Genomic DNA, 18,448 nt, shown 5'->3' with positions numbered 1-18,448 from the left:
CGAACGCACGAGGCGCTGCGCTCGGGTCTCCCGGCGGGGGCGGGGCTCGATGTGACGGACCCGGAGCCGCTGCCTGCCGAGCATCCGCCCTGGAAGCTCCCCAACGCGATCATCACGCCGCACACCTCAGGGCGGCTCGTCGTGGTACAGCCCGTCTCCGACGTGAACGGCGCGAGCGATCGCCCGTCTGCGTCAGGCGATGCACCTGGACCGCCGGCGTCCGCGCTCGATCGCGGGCGGCTCGGCTCGAAGGAGTGACGAATGAAGATCGGAATCATCGGCGCCGGCTTGATCGGCGGGTCGCTGGCGAAGCTGTTGGGGAAGCTCGGTCACCAGGTCGTGATCGCGAACTCGCGCGGGCCGGACACGCTCCGCGAGCTCGCCGCCGAGACCGGGGCCACCCCCGTCACCGCCGCGGAGGCCGCGCGCGGCGGCGAGATCGTGGTCGTCACGATCCCCCAGCGCGCGGTCGTGGACCTGCCGAAGGATCTCTTCGCCGGCGTGCCCGCCGACGTTGTGGTGATCGACACAAACAACTACTACCCGGTCCGCGACGGCAGCATCCCGGCCATCGAGGCGGGGCAGGTCGAGAGCGCGTGGGTCGCCGAGCGGATCGGGCGGCCGGTGGTCAAGGCGTTCAACAACATCTACTTCGAGAGCCTGCTCGCGAAGGGCAAGCCGAAGGGCACGCCGGGGCGCGTCGCGCTCCCGATTGCGGGGGATCCGCCGGAGGCGCGGGCGAAGGTCATGCGCCTCGTCGACGAGCTCGGCTTCGATCCGGTCGACGCGGGCGGCCTCGAGGACTCGTGGCGCCAGCAGCCGGGCACCCCCTGCTACGTCCACGACCTCGAGGCGCCTCGGCTGAAGGAGGCGCTCGCCGCGGCCGAGCGGAGCCGCATCCCCGAGTACCGCAAGGCCTCGGACGACTGGCTGCGATCGCTCATCGCGTCACAGAGCCCGAGCTGATCCGAGCGCGAGCGGAACCGTCGGCCGCCTGCCTCGACGCGCGATGCCGACGCGGACCGTGAGCACGGCCGACCAGCCCTCCGCGGGCCACCGCGGACTGCCGCCATCACGCCGCCTTGAGCGATCGTGAGCTTCTGATCGCAACCGACCCACGATCCAGGCAAGGAGTTGTAGCTGCGTGGCGTATCGGCTTCAGCGGTCGCCATCGCTATCCTGGCCAACGAGTGCATGAGCGCTGCTATGAACCTGATTCAGCTGGCCGACGCCCTGACCGCTTGCGCTGTCGCTGACCCCTGGGCGTTCGACGGCAGCGACCTCCTGGAGACGCTCTCCAGGATCGAGGTGACGGCTGGCGTTCATCAGCCGCCGTTTTGCCCGGAGATCGAGCTGGGCGATCGCTTCATCGTGGTCGCTCACGCCGGCCATGTGCCAGAGTCCTCTGTCTGGGGCTTCGCCGATCGTACGGAGCTCGAAGCGTTCATCCTTGGCCCCGCGGGGCTGACGAATCCGTTCACGACCTTCTGCGTCGCCTTTGTGGACGGCAGCTACTGCCCGTTTCAGCTGCTCTACGTGGATGGTGTACGAGATGTCGAGTTCAGCAAGGCCGCGCAGCTGGAGCGCGACCCCTTTGGGCGTGAGTATCCGAAGCTTCGACTGGAATGGTTGCCGACCGCGCGGCATCGCTCGTGACGCGTCCATGCGCCTGCCCCGCTTCGGGCTCGCACCTACTTCGGGCTCGCCCTGCCGATCGCGATGACGTTCTGCTGCGCCGCCGGCTTGCCGCCCTCGTGCGGGGCCACGCCGACGCGCGGGTGCGCCTTGAGCAGCGTCACCGTGAGCGTGATCCCCCAGCCGTCGTTCGTCTTGAGCTCCGCGTGGCCGTGGCTGTCCTCCACGGCCAGGATCAGCCGGCCGAGCGGCTCGAGCCCCGCCGGGGCGGCGCCTGGCGCCGTCAGCACGCGCTGGAGCGCCGACTCGGGGAGCCCCAGGCCGAAGCCGACGTCCAGGATCGAGAGCTGCACGCCGTGCGGCGCCTCGCGCACCGACACCACCGGGCCGTGGCCCGGCAGCCCGCGGCCCGCGACGTCGGTCAGGAACGCCTCGAGCACCTGCCCGAGCTCGCCGCGGTGCCCGAGCGCGTGCGTCGCGCCGCGGATCGGCTCGAGCCGCACCGCCCGGCCCGTCGCGCGCGCGGCGCTCGCGACGGCGTCGGCCACGACGTCGCCGAGCTGGAAGGCGCAGAGCGGATCGGTCGCGTCGCGCGCGGCGATGGGCCGCACGTTGCCCGACACAGGCGCCGGCTGCTTCACCGGGATGAGCGCGGCGACGTAGCCCGCGATCCACGACGAGCCGTCCGACTCGCGGCGCAGCGGGCGCACCGAGAGCACCGCGGGCTCGGGCGCGCTGACGCTGAGCTCGATGCCGTCGTCGCTCGCCATCACGCTGGAGAGCGAGACCGCGGCGCTGCCCGCCGACGTGGCGCCGAGCACGTCGCCCAGCGTGAGCGAGCCGGGCGGGAGCGCCGAGCTCGCGCTCTCCGCCGGGACCGCGACGTCGCGCGCGCGGAGCCACTTCGCGAACGCCGGCGCGACGAAGCGCACGTCGCCGAACGCGTCGGCGTACAGCAGCCCGACCGGGGCGTTGCGCAGCATCGACCCGAAGAGCTGGAGGTCGTCGAGCGCGACGCGCGCGCCCTCGACGAGATCGTCCGTCGGCGCGTGCCCGGCCCGCGCCTCGGCGCCGACCGCCTGCGCGGTGCGCGCGAGGCGCTTCCTGCGCAAGAGCAGCGCGAGCTCGCGGCCGACGTGCTCGGCCCGCTCCGGCTCGCGCGAGTACGTCGCCTCGGCGACAGGGCCGCAGAAGAATACGTAGCCCTCGATCTCGCCGAACGCGATGAGCGGGACGACGACCGCGGGCATGTCCTGCTTCGTCAGGAAGCGGCGCGCCAGGCGGATCGCCGGCACGCCCTGCTCGCTGCTGTACGGCGGGCGGCGGACGTCGTGGCGCCGCTCGGCGACGAGGTTCTCGCCGCCGCGCTCGGTGTTCCAGAACCTGAGGTGCCAGCTCCCCGGGGGCAGCTCCGCCACGAGCACGAGATCGGCCGGGTGCGCCTGCTCCGCGAGGCGCGCCACGCGCGGCCAGAACTCCTCGTCGCGCAGCGTGTGCACGCCCTGCATGCGGAACAGCGCGGCGCGCTGGATGAGCTCCGCGGCGCGATCGACGGCGCGCTGGATGCCGATGCCGCGCAGGATCATGACGCCCGCGAACGCGACGGCGAGGCCGAACAGGGTGCTCGGCAGCGGGAGCAGGCTCGCCTCGGCGCGCGCGGCGAGCGCGCTCTGGCCCGCGGCGAGCGCGAACGTGGCGAGGAACAGCGCGGCCGTCGCGACGAGGCTCCCGTGGCGGCGGCGCGCGAGCCACACGAAGCCGCCCGCGAGCAGGACGAACAGCGCCGGCACCCACGCCGGGGCCGACGCGCGCCGCCCGCCGTCGAGCAGCCCGCCGAGCACCGCGGCGACGCCCTTCGCCGGCGGCAGCGCCGACGTCGCGACGGCCTGGGGCGGCACGCCCCCCGAGCCCACCCCGACGACAGCGACGCGGCCCTCGAGCGCGCTCGCGGGGACCTGGCCCTCGGCGAGGGCGCTCAGGCTGACCGCGGGCACGCTCTGCGGCGCCTTCTTGAGGACCCACGGCGCCGCCGAGACGCCGAGCGCCCCGAGCTCCGCCGCGCGCTCCTCGCCGGCCGGCGACGCGAAGCCGACGACCTCGCCCGCGCTGAGGCGGAGCAGCCCGGGCGGCATGCGGACGACGGGCGCGGCGCGGTCAGCGTCGAGCGCGCCGCGCGCGCCGTCGAGCGCGTCGCCGGCGCAGAACGCGTCCGCGGGCGGGATCAGCAGCGCGCCGCGCGCGCGGCCGCGCTCGAGCAGGCCGGGGAGATCGCGCGCGCAGAGCCCGTCGCGCAGCGCCTCGGGCGAGGCGGTGACGAGCAGCACCTGCGCCGAGGGCGCGGCGTCGGCGAGCGACGAGGCGGTGAGGCCGCGCGCGACGTAGTCGAACCGCTCGAGCGGCGCGACGGCGGCGAGCAGCGCCCCCGCGACGATCGCGAGCGCGTCGGGCCTGAGCCACCCGAAGCGCCCCGCCTCGGCGGGCGAGGTCATCGGTCGCGGGATGCGAAAGGGCTTGGGGATCCGCGGACGGTAAGTCTTCGCCATAATCGCTGAAGAAGGCAGCGCACCAGGGGTTGCGGGACGCCCAGGTGGACCGAGCGTCGCATCGAGGTCGCTCCAATACAATTGTCTACCGGGGTGCGCCGCGCCAAAAACATGTGTCTTCGAAGAAGAAGGACGCGCCCTACAGCCGCTCGCTCAGCGCTGCCGCCCGCGCGCGTCTCGCCCGGCGCGGGTCCAACGACGCGAGGCGCGCTGCTGCGCCGCGGCGCAGCAGCGGATTCTGTTCGAGACAAGGTACGACGTGGTGCTCCGCACCCCCCGGCGAGGCACGTTGTGTTGCGGGCGGCGTGCGTGTCATGCGACGTCGGCGCGCGGTGACGATTGGGCTGGATCGGCCTGTCGGAAGGGGTTTGAATCGCCCCTGCGTATGCGTCGCTCCTCATCGGTCCTCCGGGTCGCTCCCGTCCTCGGCTTGTTCGTTCTGGCGAACAGCGTCGTCTTCTCGGCCTCCAGCTGTGGCTGCGAGTCGGATGTACAGCTCGCAAATCCGCCGGGCGCCGGCGGCGCCGGCGGCGCGGGCGGGGCGGGCGGCGCGACGGCGAGCGGCAGCGGGGGGGCGCAGGACGGCGGCGGCGGGGCCGAGGAGGGCGGCGGCGGGGTCGGCGGGGTCGGCGGCGCCGGCGGGGCCGGCGGGGCCGGCGGGGTGCCGCTGCCGGAGGTGCTGCCCGACTTCACCGAGGAGGAGCGCGAGCCCACCGACGCGACCGACGGCATCCCGAGCCCGCTGCCGGGCGTGTACGACGACAAGGGCGTCGCCGAGAGCGACGCGGTGGTCCGCGCGCTGATGGGCTTCCGCATCCGCAACTCGGGGCGCCTCGACCCGCTGATCGACGAGATCTACGACCCGGCGAGCCCGCGGTTCCGCCAGTACCTCACCGCGGAGCAGTGGATCGAGCAGTTCGCGCCGCGGGAGCTCGACGTGCACCTCGTGAAGCTCTGGCTCGAGGAGCAGGGCCTGACGGTGAACTTCACGGCCACGAACCGGCTGCTCGTCCAGTTCACCGGCACGGTGTCCCAGTTCAACGCGGCCTTCAAGACGGAGCTCAGGGTCTTCGAGCGGGAGAACCCGCAGGCGGGGAACCCGCCGTTCGACGTCTACGGCACCATCGGCAAGCTCACGGTGCCGACGTGGGTGGCCGATCGGACGACCGGCATCATCACCGCGGACCTCGCGGCCAGCACCAAGCCGCTGCCCGCCGAGGCCGGGGAGATCGAGGACGACGGGCCCGCCAGCGTCGACGAGGGGATCACCCTCGCGCAGATCGCGGCCGCGTACGATCTCGACGAGCTCCACGAGCTCGGGTTCACGGGCCAGGGGGTGAAGCTCGGCGTCACGGTCGGCGCCGCCTTCAAGTTCAAGGACCTCCAGTCGTTCTGGCGGTCGCTCGGCGTCCAGCGGTCGAACCCCCGGGTCATCCAGACGATGGAGCCGCCCGCGACGCGCTACGTGGAGTCGACGCTCGACGTGCAGTGGTCCGGGGGCCTCGCCCCGGGCGCGGAGCTCGTCGTCTACCAGGGGCCCGACGCGCGCAACACGTCGATGGTCTACACGTTCAACGAGGCGATCGCCCGCGGCGAGGTGTCGATCATCACGGACTCGTTCGCCCACCGCGAGGACTCCGAGCCGCCGGCCGTGCGGCTCCAGTACCACCACGCGGCGCAGATGGCCGCCGCGCTCGGGATCACGGTGGTCGCGGCGAGCGGCGACTCCGCGCAGACCGACACGCCGTCGGCGAGCCCGTACGTGACCGGGGTCGGCGGGACGTCGCTCTGGGTCACCGAGGACGGCGAGGTCGAGAGCGAGGTCGCCTGGTCCCGCTCCGGCTCGGGTCCGACGCTCTCGTTCGACATGCCCTGGTGGCAGGTCGGGATCGTGGAGGGATCCGGCGGCAAGCGCGCTGTCGCGGACGTGGCGCTGCACGCCTCGCCCTCGCCGGTGCCGTACTGGGTCTACTACCTCGGCGAATGGGAGCGCTACGGCGGGACGTCGTTCTCCGCGCCCGCGTTCGCGGGGATCATCGCCGCGGTGAACAGCTACCGCGCCGCGCAGGGGCTGCCGCGCGTCGGGTTCCTCAACTCGATCCTCTATACGACCCCGTCCGTCCAGGCGACGTTCCGCGACATCGTGCGCGGATCGACGGAGTTCTTTGCCGCGGGGCCGGGCTGGGACTACCCGACGGGCTGGGGCGCGCCGAGCGCGATCGGCCTGGCCACCACGCTTCCGTAGCGGCGCGGCACGCCGGGCCGGGCGGCGGCGCGCGCCGACCCGATCCGGCGGACCCGCGCCGCACCGCCGCACCGCCTCACCGCCGCACCGCCGCATGCTCGACAACCTGCCGCTCTTCCCTCCGAACGGGCTGGATCGCAGCCTCCATACAGCGGTCCTGATCGGGCTCGTCTTCGGGACGCTGTTCACGGAGACGCTCGGCTGGACGTACGCGGGGCTCGTCGTCCCCGGCTACCTCGCGACGGTGTTCTTCGCGGCCCCGGTCACCGCGGTGTTCATCATCGCGGAGTCGATCGTCACGTACCTGTTCGTCGCGCTGATCGGCCGCTGGATCACGCGGACGGGCGCGTGGTCGACGGCGTTCGGGCGCGAGCGGTTCTACCTGTTCATCGTCGGCGCGGTGATCGTGCGGCTCTTCGTCGAGGGCTTCGTCGTGCCCGAGGTCTCGGCGCGGTACGAGTTCACGCACTCGCGGGAGCTCTACAGCATCGGGCTCGTGCTCGTGCCGCTCATCGCGAACGCGTTCTGGAACAGCGGCTTCGTGCGCGCGGCGCCGCGGCTCGCGGTCGTCACGGCGCTGACGGCGCTCGTGCTCGGCGTGCTGCTCCGCACGACGAACCTCTCGGTCTCGCGCTTCCAGGTGCTCAACGAGAGCCTGTCGCTCGAGTTCCTCGAGCTGCCGAAGGCCCACATCATCCTCGTCATCGGCGCGCTGCTCGGCGCCCGCAACAACGTCCGTTACGGGTGGGACTACAACGGCATCCTCGTGCCCGGCCTGCTCGCCGTGGCCTGGTACGAGCCGACGAAGCTGCTCACGACGACGGTCGAGGCGCTCGTCGTCTTCTACCTCTCGCGCTGGATCACCTCGGTCCGCCCCTTCTCGCGGATGCTGCTCGTCGGGCCGCGGCGCATGATCTTCGTCTACGTCGTCGGCTTCATCGTGAAGATGGCGATCGGCTTCGCCATGGTGCGGTTCGCGCCGGGGCTGCAGATGATCGACTACTTCGGCTTCGGGTACCTGTTGCCGAGCCTCCTCGCCGTGAAGATGTGGAACAAGGAGCACGTCGGCATCGTGATCATGCCGACGCTCCAGGTGTCGTTCACGGCGTTCCTCGCGGGCAACGCGGTCGGCTACGCGCTCGTCGCGCTCGGCTGGGGGATCACGCCGCCGCCGCCGGCGGCCGAGGCGAAGCCGCCGCCGCGCATCGAGAGCGCGGCGCTGTCGCTCGTGCTGGCGGACACGGTGCCGCGGCCCGGCCCGCGCCCGAGGGCGGCCGCGATCGCCGCGGACATCGAGTCGCGGCGGATCGCCTACCGGCTCGCGCGGAGCGTGCTGCGCGACGGCCGGCCGGCGGACGAGCTGCTCGGCGTGGCGGAGCGGGCGCGGGTCTCGGTGGCGCGGGAGGGCGACGGCGACAGGCCGTGGTACGTGCTGACCGCGCGGTTCGAGGACCCGGAGGACGCGCCGAGCACGCCGCGGGCGGCGTTCCGCAAGCGCGCGGGCGAGGGCGGGGCGTCCGCGCCCGAGTGGGTGGTGCTGGCGGCGCCCGCGCAGATCGGCTCGGCGCTGCCCGCGGTGGCGCTCCGGGCGGCGGAGATCCTCGACGCGTCGGCCGTCGTGCTGCTGTCGCGCCACGGCGCGATCCGGCGCCACGACGAGGCGTTCGCGGCCTCGATGATCGAGGCGATGGAGGACCCCCAGGTGCTGATCGTCGAGCCGGGCGGCGGCGACGGGCCGGAGCTCAGCGTCGTGGGCTCGCCGGCGGGGCTGCCGGTCGTGGCGATCGGCGAGGGGCTCGGCGCCGAGGCGGAGATGACGTTCCGCCCGGCGGCCGAGCCGCAGGCGCCCCTCGCCGACGCGCCGCGGCTCCGGGTGCCGCTCCACGTCGCGGAGGCGGTGGGCGCGCGCATGCTCGGGGTGCCCGAGATCGTGCGCTGGAGCGGCACGCTGGAGGAGGAGCTCTCGAAGCGGATGGTGGCGCTGACCGAGGTGCAGCCGGGGCGGTTCCGGCCGCCGTCGATCGAGGAGCTGCGGCTGTTCGACAGCGTGGTGGCGCCGCGGCTGATCGCGGCGGCGACGCGGCCCGGCGGCGCGGCCGGTGCGCCGCCGCCGACGGCGTGGGAGCGGGCGATCCTCGGGCGTCTCGGCTTCCGCGAGGTGCGCATCGGCGGCACCGACGCCGCGCCGGCGGCGTGGGGCATCGCGGAGCCGGGGCCGTCCGAGGGCGGCCCGGAGCGCCGCGGGAACCCGGCGTGGCTCGTGCTGTCGCACCCGCCCGCGCCGCCGCCGCCCGCGCCGGCGCAGCGCCGCGCGGGGCCCGCGGCTTCGATCGGCGGGATCTTGCCGTCGCCCGAGCCCGAGCCGATGCGGTCGGCGCTCACGGGGGCGATGCTCGTCGAGGTGCCGGCGCCGCGGTGGCAGATCGGGGTGTTCGGCGCGGGGCTCGCGATCGCCGACGCGCTGTCGGCGCAGTCGCTGTTGCTCGCGGGGGCGGTGCCCACGGCGGAGCCGAGCGGCGCGGCCGACGTGCGGCGCGCCGAGGGGCTGCGCAGCTTCTTCCAGCGGGCGCACGAGGTCTGGGTGGGCGACGGCGGCAACGCGCTGTCGGTCCAGGCGATCGAGGCGGACCGGAGCTACGAGCGCGACGCGGTGATCTCGTTCGGGTACGAGGTCGTGCGGCCGGAGCACGTGCCCACCTTCGCGGGGCCGCTGCTGGAGACGCTGCGCGACCTCGAGCTGCGGGTCGGGATCTTCGACGGCGCGCGGGAGCAGGTGCCGTTCAGCGGCGCGACGGACATGGCCATGGCCTACGCGAAGCGGTTCGCGGAGGGGCGGTTCGCGATCGTGTACCTGGGCAGCGCGATCCGGCGCTTCTTCGAGCTGCGGCGCTTCGCGGCGCCGGGGCAGGGGGAGACGCGGCTCGAGGCGCGGCTCACGCGGCTCGGCGTGGCGCCCGAGCCGCGCGACGTAGCCGAGCGCGCGCGGGCGCTGGCGTCGTGCGCGACGGCGGGCGCTGGCGCGAGCGGGGACGAGGCGTGCCCGACCCGGGGCGTGGCGGCGGAGTGCGACCTCGCCGCGGCGATGGAGGTGTTCCGGCGCTACACGACGGAGCGGAACCCGTACTACCTGAAGGCGCATTTCTCGGCGCAGGCGGCCGCGGCGGGCGGCGCGCAGGCGGCGGGCGGCGCGCAGGCGGCGGGGAGCGCGCAGGCGGCGGGGGGCGCGCAGGCGGCGGGGGGCGCGCAGGCGGCGGGGGGCGCGCGGGCGGCGGGCGGCGCGCGGGCGGCGGGCGGCGCGCGGCCGGCGGGCGTGCAGGCGACGGGCGGCGCGCAGGCGGCGGCGGGCGCGCCCGCCGCCGGGGCCGCGGCGGCGCGGGTCGACGCGCGCTGCCACGTGGAGCTCGGGCGCGACGTGATCACCGGGCGCCCGTGGGTCATCGCGGCCCGGCCGGGGGAGGCGCAGCTCCTGCCGATCGACGGCGCGCTGGTCGCGATCCCGGGCGCGGCCGTGCCCGGCGAGCTGCGGCTGCGGCGCGCCGTCACCGTCGGCACGAGCGCGCTCCGGTTCCTGGCGGGCGCGCCCAGCGCCGCCGGCGCGGCGCCCGCGGCGCCCGGCGCGGCGGCGCCCGCGTCGGGGTCGGCGTCGCCCGGCGCGGCCCCGCAGGAGGCGTCGCCGTGAGCGCCCCGGCGAAGCGCCGCGAGCCGTCGCTCCACGAGGCGCCCGCGCCGCCGCGCCCCGCGCGGCCGCCGATGCGGGTGCGCCCGGCGACGGGGGGCTTCGTCGCGCGGCCGAGCGGGCCGCGCAAGGGGCTGAACCCGCGCTGGCTCATCGCGATGTCGCTGCTCGGCGTGACGGCGTTCGCGCTCTCGCTCTTGCCGAGCGCGCCGCCGCTCGGCAGCGCGCTGCCCGCCGAGGACGAGATCCTCGCCTACCACGTCGAGCCGCAGCGGGACCTCGTGATCAAGATCCCGGCCGAGATCGACGCCGTGGAGGTGACGACCTGGGCCAGCGTGAAGGCCGAGGCCTGCGACGCGGCGAGGCGCTACCCGTACGGGTTCGTCGCGGCGTTCGTGAACGAGCGGGGCGCGGAGGTCGCGCGGCACGTGTACGACCTGGAGAGCCGCGTGAGCTGCGACCCGGATCGCCCGCTCGGCGAGGGCGAGTACGCGGCGCGGCTCGCCGGCGGCGCGGGCGCGGTGACGGATCCGCGGTCGACGCTGCTGATCACGCACGACGTGCTCCCGCAGGGCGGGCAGGTGCGGCTCCGCGCGAAGCCCGCGGTGGGGGCCGACGGGGCGCCGATCGATCTGACCATCCTGTCGCGGCTGGAGGGCCGCTACGTGCGCAGCGAGGCGTCGCGCGCGCTGTACGAGCAGAGCCTCGACGCGGAGGAGCGGCGGCAGATGGGGCGCCGGGCGTCGGCGCTCGGGTTCGCCGATCTGCCGGAGCCGGCGCGCAGGGAGCTGCTCCGGGGCTGGGCGCGACGGCTCGAGGCCGGGGGCCGCCAGGGGCTCGACTACGAGATGTCGCGGCTGCTCCTGCGCCGCTTCCGGATGCCGTACCCGCGCGCCGAGGGCCGCGGCGCGTCCGAGTTCGTGATCGGCGAGCGCCACGCGGCCGCGCTGAACTTCCGCGGCCCGCTGTCGCTCGACATCGAGGGCCCGCCGGGCCGCACGGTGCGGGTCGCGGACGGCGCGAGCGCGCCCGCGAGCGTGGCGCTCGGCCCGCTCGGGCGGGCGACGGTGCGGCTCTCGCGCGAGGACATCCGCACGGTGGTGATCGACGGCGTCGGCCCGGATTTCGGCGTGCGGTTCGGCGCGCCGGAGGCGCAGGCGATGCAGCAGATCGGCGAGATCGTCCACCCGGCGATGCCGCAGCCCGCGGCCCCGAAGGCCCCCGGCGCGGCGCCGACCGCGGAGGCCCCCGGCGCCGCCGCCGAGGCCCCCGGCGCCGCCGCGGCGCCGCCCGCGCCGGCGCGGCTCCAGACGCCGCCGGACGTGCGCATCGTGCGCTACCTCGCGCTGGATCCGGCCGACCCGGTGATCGCGCGGATGGCCCCGGGGCAGGAGCTCCTCGGGCTCCTGATCCGCGCCGAGATCGAGGCGAGCAGCGGCGCGAACCAGGGCGAGGCGACGGTCGTGGCGCGGTGGGGCCCGGGGCCGTCCGAGCGGGCCGAGCTCAAGGTGGAGCTCCCGCGGTCGCGCTTCGAGTGGTGGAACGACGGGTTCGACGCGTCCGAGCCGCGGCTCGCGATCCTCCGTCCGCCGCCGGGGGTGGAGCGCATCGAGATCACGGGGGACGCGAGGACGCGCATCCGGCTGCGCACGATCGAGCCGGGCGTGAACGAGACGCTCTACCGGCTGCCGTACCGGGTCGAGCTGGCCGAGGACCAGACGTGGCGCTACGCGCCGTTCGACGTGAGCACGTGGACCGACGTGCGCGCGGCCAACCTCGACGACCTGGAGCGGAAGGAGCGCTTCTCGGACCTGCGCGAGCAGGTGCGGATCGAGCGCTCGGGCGAGGGCGCGAGGTCGGACGCGGACCGGCCGGAGCGCATCCTCGTCCCCGAGCACGCGCCGGTGCGCCGGCGGCTCCTGATGCCGGCGTGGCAGTCGGCCGGGGAGCCGTCGCCTGGCGACGCGTGGACGCCGCTGCTCGCGGCGAAGGACGTGCGCGTGGACGCCGAGGGGGCCCGCGCGGGCCGGCTGTCGGTCGTCTACCGGGCCGCGCGCGCGTCGCTCGGCAAGGAGGTCGCGGTGCGCGTGGACGGCGAGGTGGCGCTGCGCGAGCCGATCGTCGCGCTGTCGGGCACGCTCCGCGTCGCGGCGGAGCCCGGCGTGCGCCACGTCGCCATCGAGGGGCTCGGCGAGTCCGGCGTCGCGTACACGGAGGCGCCGCCGGCGAACGGCGGGGCGATCGTGCGCCGGCGCGACGTGTTCGAGCTGACGCGCGGCCGGCCGATGGCGTACCGGTTCCGGCAGGAGGCGGGCGAGACGCTGCACCTCGTGCTGTTCGTCGTGACGCCCGGGGAGAACGCGGATTACCGCATCCGGTACCGCGTCGAGGGGGCGAAGCCCGCGTCGCGCGAGGCCGCGTTCTTCCGGCGGGTGACGATCCCGGACGGCGTTCTGGCGGGCCGCGGCGGCGATCTCACGCGCGCGACGCTGTGGGAGGCGGCGACCGAGCAGCGCGGCACCGACGGGGTGGCGCGCTCGGTGATCCGGCTCGGCGACGACCTCGCGCCGGGCGAGCGCGTCGTGCGGCTGTCGCTGGTCGGGCCGCAGGCGGGCGACGCGGGGGAGACGGCGAAGGAGGTCTGGGTCGGCGCGGTGCTCGTCGGCCAGGAGGCGCCGGCGCGGGACAACGGTCCGAGGCTGTGGGTGGAGGACGATCCGTGAGGCGCACCCGCGCGAGCGCCGGCCCCCGCGTCACTGCAGAAGCTCGCTCGCGCGGCTCCTCGGCTCCGCCCCCCTCGCCGGCTCGCACCCCGGCCCCGCGATCGGGATCTCCAGCGTGGCCGTCGCGCCCTTGCCGGGACCGTCGCTCTTCAGCGTGAGCGAGCCCCCGAGGACCTTGGCGGCCAGCGCGCTGGAGTGCAGGCCGAAGCCGTGCCCGCCCTCGCGCGTCGTGTAGCCGTGCGAGAACAGCCGCGGCAGCACCTCCGGCGCGATCCCCACGCCGCTGTCGACCACCTGGATGCGCGCGACCTGCCCCTCGCGCCGGAGGCGCACGACGAGGCGCCGCTCGCCCTCGGGCGCTCCGGCCACGGCCTCCGCCGCGTTCGCCAGCAGGTTCACGAGGATCTGCAGCACCTTGTGCCTGTCCACCGGCAGCGCCGGCAGCGCGTCGAGCTCCCGCGTCACCGAGACGCGGTGGCGGCGGAGCGCGGCCTCCTGGATGCGCAGCGCGTTCTCGACCACCTCGCCGAGGGCGCACTCCTCGACGAAGAGCGCGCTCTTCGCGTAGAGCTGCTGCACCTGGATGATCGTGCGGATGTGCTCGATGTGCCGCTGCATGTAGCCGAGGCTGCCGAGCAGCGCCTCCTGCTGCCCGGCGAGCTCGCCCGCGAGGCCGGCGAGGTACTCGGTCAGGCGGCTCCCCCGCGGGTCGGTGGTGAGGAAGCCGGCGAGATCCCCGCGGTTCTCCCGGAGCATCGCCGCGACCTGCTTCAGCCGGCCGACGCGCGAGCCGGCCAGCGACTCCTGCATCATCTGCGCGTCCGCGGTGACGCTCGTCAGCACGTTGCCCACGTTGTGGAGCACGTTCGCCGCGATCTCGGCCATGCCCGCCGCGCGCGCCGACTCCGCCACCTGGGACTGCGCCTGCTTGAGCTCCCGCGTCCGCTCCTCCACGCGCTTCTCGAGCTCGTCGTTGGCGTGCCGCAGGGCGGCCTCGGCCCGCTGGATCTCCGCGTACAGCCGCGCGTTCTCGATCGAGATGGCGGCCTGAGAGGCGATGTGCTCGAGCAGCGCGATGCGGCCCGGCGTGAACGCCCGGGAGGCCAGCCCGTTCTCCAGGTACAGCGCCCCGTGGAACTCCCCCTTGCGCAGGAGCGGTAAGCACAGCACCGACTTGGCCCGGCCGCCCGCGAGGTACGCGTCCGACGAGAACGGGTGCGGCTCGAGCGCGTCGCCGATGAGCACGTGCTCGTGCGTGCGCCGGACATAGGCCACGATGCTCCACGGCAGCGCCTGCCCGGCGTCGCCCTGCGCGACGACGACGCCCCCTCGCTCCCGGTGGGCGTCGGCCACGGCCTCGACGACGAGCTTGTCGCCCTTCGGGAGCAGCAGGGCGCCGCGCTGCGCCCCCGCGTTCTCGATGGCGACGCGCATCAGCGTGCTCACGAGCCGCTCGATCACGATCTCGCCGGAGACGGCCTGCTGCGCCTTCACCACGGCGAGCGCGTCGATGTGCGTCACGCTCGTGTCGCGCGCGGCGTCCGCGGCCCTCGTGACCGCGGGGGAGGCGAGCTCGGGCCACTCCGCCGCGAGCTGCGCGACCTTGCCGTCGGCCCCCCACTGCCGGTACGCGTCCTCTGCCTCGCGCGCGTACGCGGCGGCGATGAAGGGCAGCCTCCGCGCGCGCCAGAAGCGCGCCGCGAGCTCGTTCGCCAGGCCGACGTTCTGGATGAAGCCGTGCTCGCGGGCCGACCGGATCGCCTCGTCGTACAGGTGCATCGCCTCGTCCGGCCTGCCGCTGACGCGCGCTATCTCCGCGCTCACCATCCGCTCGGCCGCGCGGAAGTTCTCCGGGCAGTTGCTCGCCCACTCCTCGAGCTGACGCTGGCTCTGCTGCATCGCCTCGAGGTGCTCTCTCTGCGCCTCGGGCGCCCTGTCGTGGAAGCGCGCCGCGAGGGTCAGGGGGCGATAGAGGTGGTAATCCAGGAGCTGGATGTGGCTGAGCGAGGCCCAGATCAGCTCCGTGGCCCTCCCCTCCGCGCGCAGCGCCTCATCGTAGGCGCCGGCCATGTACCTCGATTGCATCTTGAGGATCCAGTACCAGCACCGCATGGTGCTCATCCGGTCCGGCGTCAGCGCCGCCTCGAACGCCGCCTCGTCGAAGCCGTCGCCGTCCAGCGTGTCGCCGTCCAGCGTGTCAAACGCGCGCGTGAGCCCGCGCATCTGCTGCACGAAGCGCTGCGCGGGGAGCGTGATGTCCTGCACGTCCCGGAAGCCCGCCTTGCGCTGGAAATCGAGGCGCGCCACCGACTCGCGGTACACCTCGGCGAGGTCGTGCCCGAGGCTGATGCGGTCCGTGACGATGTGATTGCAGCAATAGCAGGCGACCTGGAAATCGCCCGACAGGACCGCGTTATGGAAGGCGCTCCGGGCCAGGCCGAGCGAGATGGAGATGGACCGAGTCCAGTAATTGATGATCCCCATGCTGTAGAGGACCTTGCCGCGGTACGCGGAGAAGTTGTATCGCTCGACCAGATCGCAGGCGAGCTTGCCGAAGGCATAACCCTGCTGGTACTTCCGGAAGACGCCGCCGGCCATGACGCCGTACCAGGTGTATCCCTGCGCTGCAGCGTCGGTGTTCCCGTGACGGAGGGAGAGAGAGACCATCCGGCAGAGGTGGAGCACGAGCAGGTTGCCGTCCGTGAAGAACGACGGCGCGAAGAGCGCCGCGAGCAGGCCCATCGCCGCCTTCAGCTCCGTGTCGGCCATGAGCGGCAGATCGAGCAGGCTCTCGACGGGGCGGTCGCCGAGGAGCGCCGTCACCTCCTCGTTGGCCGCCGCGACCTCGTCCCACGAGGGGTGGGCCGGCATGTGCATGCCGAAGAGGTCGAGGCCCGCAAGGATGCTCGCGACGGCCGCCTCGTTCTCGCTGGAGGCCACGTGGATGTCGCTCTTCAGGCGATACACAGCCGCCTTGTCCACGCGCGTGCGCGCCCGCTCGAGGAGATCGTCGGCAAGCCGGCGCGCCTCGGCGGCGCGGCCGAGCATGAACTCGCTGCTCGCGCGGTCGAGGCGCAGCTTGAAGGCCAGCTCGTGATCCGTCTCCCAGGGGTCGCCGGGGAGGAGATCGAACGCCGCGGCGAGGTACGAGGTGGCCGACTGGTGCGCGGCCGACGCCTTGGCCTTCCAGCCGGCCTCGGCGTTCAGGCGCGCCGCGCGGTGGCGCTCGGCGTCGTCAGCCATGAGCTCGGCCGCGGCGTTCAGCTGGTTCACCACGTCGAACAGCCGCTCCCGGACCTCCTCCGGCGTCAGGCTCTCGAGCAGCAGGCGGCCGATGCGGAGGTGTACGGCCTTGCGCTCGTCCTCCGGGGTGAGGGCGTAGGCCGCCTGGTGGATGCGGTCGTGGAGGAACCGGACCTGGTCCGCCGCGCTGCGCACGAGCATCCCTTCCTGGAGCGCGGGATCGAGGTGGCGCTCCACGTCCCCCAGGTCCTGGCCGGAGATGATGGCCAGCGTCTTCAGCGAGAAGGTGTTCGCCACGCACGCCGCGAGCCGCAAAAGGTGCTGCGTCTCGGCCGGCAGCAGGCGCAATCTCCCCGCCATGAAGTCGACGACGTTGTCGGAGTAGTCCCTTGCCCTCACGCCGTCCGCGTCCCACTGCCAGCCCCCGTCGGGCGCGCGCCGGAGCAGCCCGTCCCTGTGGAGCGTGGGCAGCATCTGGACGAGGAAGAACGGGTTTCCGCCCGTCTTCTCGTGGACGAGCCCCGCGAGGGGGGCGACGACGTCCTCGCCCGCGCCCGGGAGCGCGTCTTCGACGAGCTCCCGCGTCTGCGCGGGGCTCAGCGGGCCGAGCTGCACCTCGCTCACCCGCGCGCCCGCCTTGCGCATCTCGTCGAGCGCCAGCGCGAGCGGGTGGGACGGCCCTACCTCGTTATCGCGGTAGGCCCCGATCAGCAGCACCGGCGGGGTGTCCGGGTGGGTCGTGAGGTGCTGGATGAGCTTGAGGGTGGCCAGGTCGGCCCACTGCAGGTCGTCGAGGAAGAGGACGAGCGGGTGCTCGGTCTTCGCGAAGACGCCGAGGAACTGCTGGAACACGAGGTTGAAGCGGTTCTGGGCCTCGGCGGCGGGCAGGTCCTGGACCTCCGGCTGCTCGCCGACGACGAGCTCGAGCTGCGGCACGAGGTCCACCATGACCTGTCCGTTGTCCCCCCACGCCTCCCGCAGGCGCTGGCGAAAGGTGCCGAGCTCCTCGTCGGTCTCGGCCAGGAGGTGCTGCACGAGCTCGCGGATGGCCTGCGCCATCGTGGCGTAGGGGACATCGCGCTGGAACTGATCGAACTTGCCGCTCAGGAAGAACCCGCGCCGCTCGAGGACCGGCCTGTGCAGCTCGTGGACGACCGAGGACTTCCCGATACCCGAGTAGCCGCTGACGAGGAGGAGCTCCGGCCGCCCGCCGCGCGCCGCGCGGCCCCACGCCTCCAGCAGGGTGGCGACCGCGGGCTCGCGCCCGTAGAGCCGCTGCGGCATCTGGAGGCGGGTGGAGACGTCGCGCGCGCCGGGCTCGAAATCCTCGATGGCGCCGCGGCGCAGGCCGTCCCGGCACCGCACGAGGTCCGCCTTCAGGCCCTCGGCGCTCTGGTACCGCTCGTCGGCGGTCTTGGAGAGGAGCTTCATCACGATCGCGGAGAGCGCCGGCGCGAGGCCGGGCACGAGCTCGTGCGGGAGCCGCGGGACCTGCGCCATGTGCGCGTGGAACCACTCCAGGGCGTCGCGCCCGTGGTACGGCAAGGTGCCAGTCAAGAGCTCGTAGAGCGTGACGCCGAGCGAGTAGAGGTCCGTGCGGTGATCGATCGCGCGGTTCATGCGCCCGGTCTGCTCGGGAGACATGTAGGCCGGCGTGCCCTCGATGAGGTTCGTCGGCATCGCGTCCACGTGCTCCACCTTCTGGGACGCAGCGATGCGGAAATCGATGATCCAGGGCTCGCCCGAAGGCGTGATGACGATGTTCCCCGGCTTGATGTCCTTGTGGATGACGCCGTGAACATGAATCTCTGCCAGCGTCGCTGTCAGCGGGATGGCCACATCGAGGAACCGATCGACGTCGAGGGGCTCGCGCGCGAGCTCTTGCAGGGGCCGCCCCTCGACGCGCTCCAGGACGAGCGCCGGGCGGTCGTGCGAGAGCTCGCACGCGAGGACGCCGATGACCCCGCGCGCGCCGCGGAGCCGCTGGAGCGTGCCGTGCTCCCGGCGGTAGCGCTCGCGCTCGCGCGGCCCGGGGTGCGGCGCCGCCGGCGTCTTGACGAGGACGGGCAGCCCATCCGCGCGGCGCACCGCCCTGTACACCACATCGGCGTCGGTCGCCTTGATGGCGTTGAGAAGCGTGTATCCCTGGATCTCGAGCATGGCGCCTGCCTCGTCCTCTGTTGGCTGGGACACGTGCTGCAGATGGGCGCGCGACCGTCCGGTCGAGCGGCCGTGGCGTCGGGTCGAGCGAACGACGCGCACCGGCAGGCTCGGCTCTCTGCTGCGGAGTACGGCCCCGGGGATCATTGGAGCGACTTCGTGGGTGGCTTGCAACATCAAACCGAGCTCCTCGACGCGCGGCGCGGCGGACCTGGGCGCTCGC

General features: G+C 74.1%; 7 protein-coding genes and 1 pseudogene. 6 read left to right on the top strand and 2 right to left on the bottom strand.

What is annotated here, in order from left to right; translation table 11 throughout:
- Nucleotides 1-12: 12 nt before the first annotated feature.
- The 3 genes and pseudogenes from WMF24_RS38855 to WMF24_RS38845 all read left to right on the top strand — a co-directional run.
- A pseudogene (locus tag WMF24_RS38855) lies at nt 13-129 on the top strand (NAD(P)-dependent oxidoreductase); the annotation flags it as partial.
- A gap of 132 nt (nt 130-261) precedes the next feature.
- Complete coding sequence (locus tag WMF24_RS38850; protein WP_437732497.1) at nt 262-966, top strand: NADPH-dependent F420 reductase; 705 nt, start codon at nt 262-264, stop codon at nt 964-966.
- Nucleotides 967-1,206: 240 nt separating this feature from the next.
- Nucleotides 1,207-1,656: a hypothetical protein gene (locus tag WMF24_RS38845; protein ID WP_437732496.1), complete on the top strand. Its 450-nt coding sequence runs from the start codon at nt 1,207-1,209 to the stop codon at nt 1,654-1,656.
- 35 nt (nt 1,657-1,691) lie between these two features.
- Here WMF24_RS38845 and WMF24_RS38840 read toward each other — a convergent pair whose 3' ends face one another.
- On the bottom strand, nt 1,692-4,124 hold the full coding sequence (locus WMF24_RS38840) for a hypothetical protein (RefSeq protein WP_437732495.1): 2,433 nt from the start codon (nt 4,122-4,124) through the stop codon (nt 1,692-1,694).
- A 439-nt stretch (nt 4,125-4,563) separates the two neighbouring features.
- Between WMF24_RS38840 and WMF24_RS38835 the strand changes: the two genes are divergently transcribed.
- The 3 genes from WMF24_RS38835 (at nt 4,564) to WMF24_RS38825 (ending at nt 12,822) form a co-directional block, all read left to right on the top strand.
- On the top strand, nt 4,564-6,423 hold the full coding sequence (locus WMF24_RS38835) for a S53 family peptidase (RefSeq protein ID WP_437732494.1): 1,860 nt from the start codon (nt 4,564-4,566) through the stop codon (nt 6,421-6,423).
- A gap of 94 nt (nt 6,424-6,517) precedes the next feature.
- Complete coding sequence (locus tag WMF24_RS38830; protein WP_437732493.1) at nt 6,518-10,102, top strand: poly-gamma-glutamate biosynthesis protein PgsC/CapC; 3,585 nt, start codon at nt 6,518-6,520, stop codon at nt 10,100-10,102.
- Nucleotides 10,099-12,822 carry a hypothetical protein gene (locus WMF24_RS38825; RefSeq protein ID WP_437732492.1) on the top strand — a complete coding sequence of 908 codons (2,724 nt, stop codon included), beginning with the start codon at nt 10,099-10,101 and terminating at the stop codon, nt 12,820-12,822. The genes WMF24_RS38830 and WMF24_RS38825 overlap by 4 nt, the downstream gene beginning before the upstream one ends.
- A gap of 30 nt (nt 12,823-12,852) precedes the next feature.
- Here WMF24_RS38825 and WMF24_RS38820 read toward each other — a convergent pair whose 3' ends face one another.
- A complete protein-coding gene (locus WMF24_RS38820) occupies nt 12,853-18,225 on the bottom strand; it encodes a trifunctional serine/threonine-protein kinase/ATP-binding protein/sensor histidine kinase (protein ID WP_437732491.1) in 5,373 nt (1,790 codons plus the stop codon).
- Between the last annotated feature and the right edge of the window lie 223 nt (nt 18,226-18,448).

It is taken from the genome of Sorangium sp. So ce1335, from assembly GCF_051521615.1.
Taxonomy (GTDB): domain Bacteria; phylum Myxococcota_A; class Polyangia; order Polyangiales; family Polyangiaceae; genus Sorangium.
Note: the sequence above shows the minus strand (reverse complement) of the source record. Positions and strands in the feature narration are given on the sequence as shown.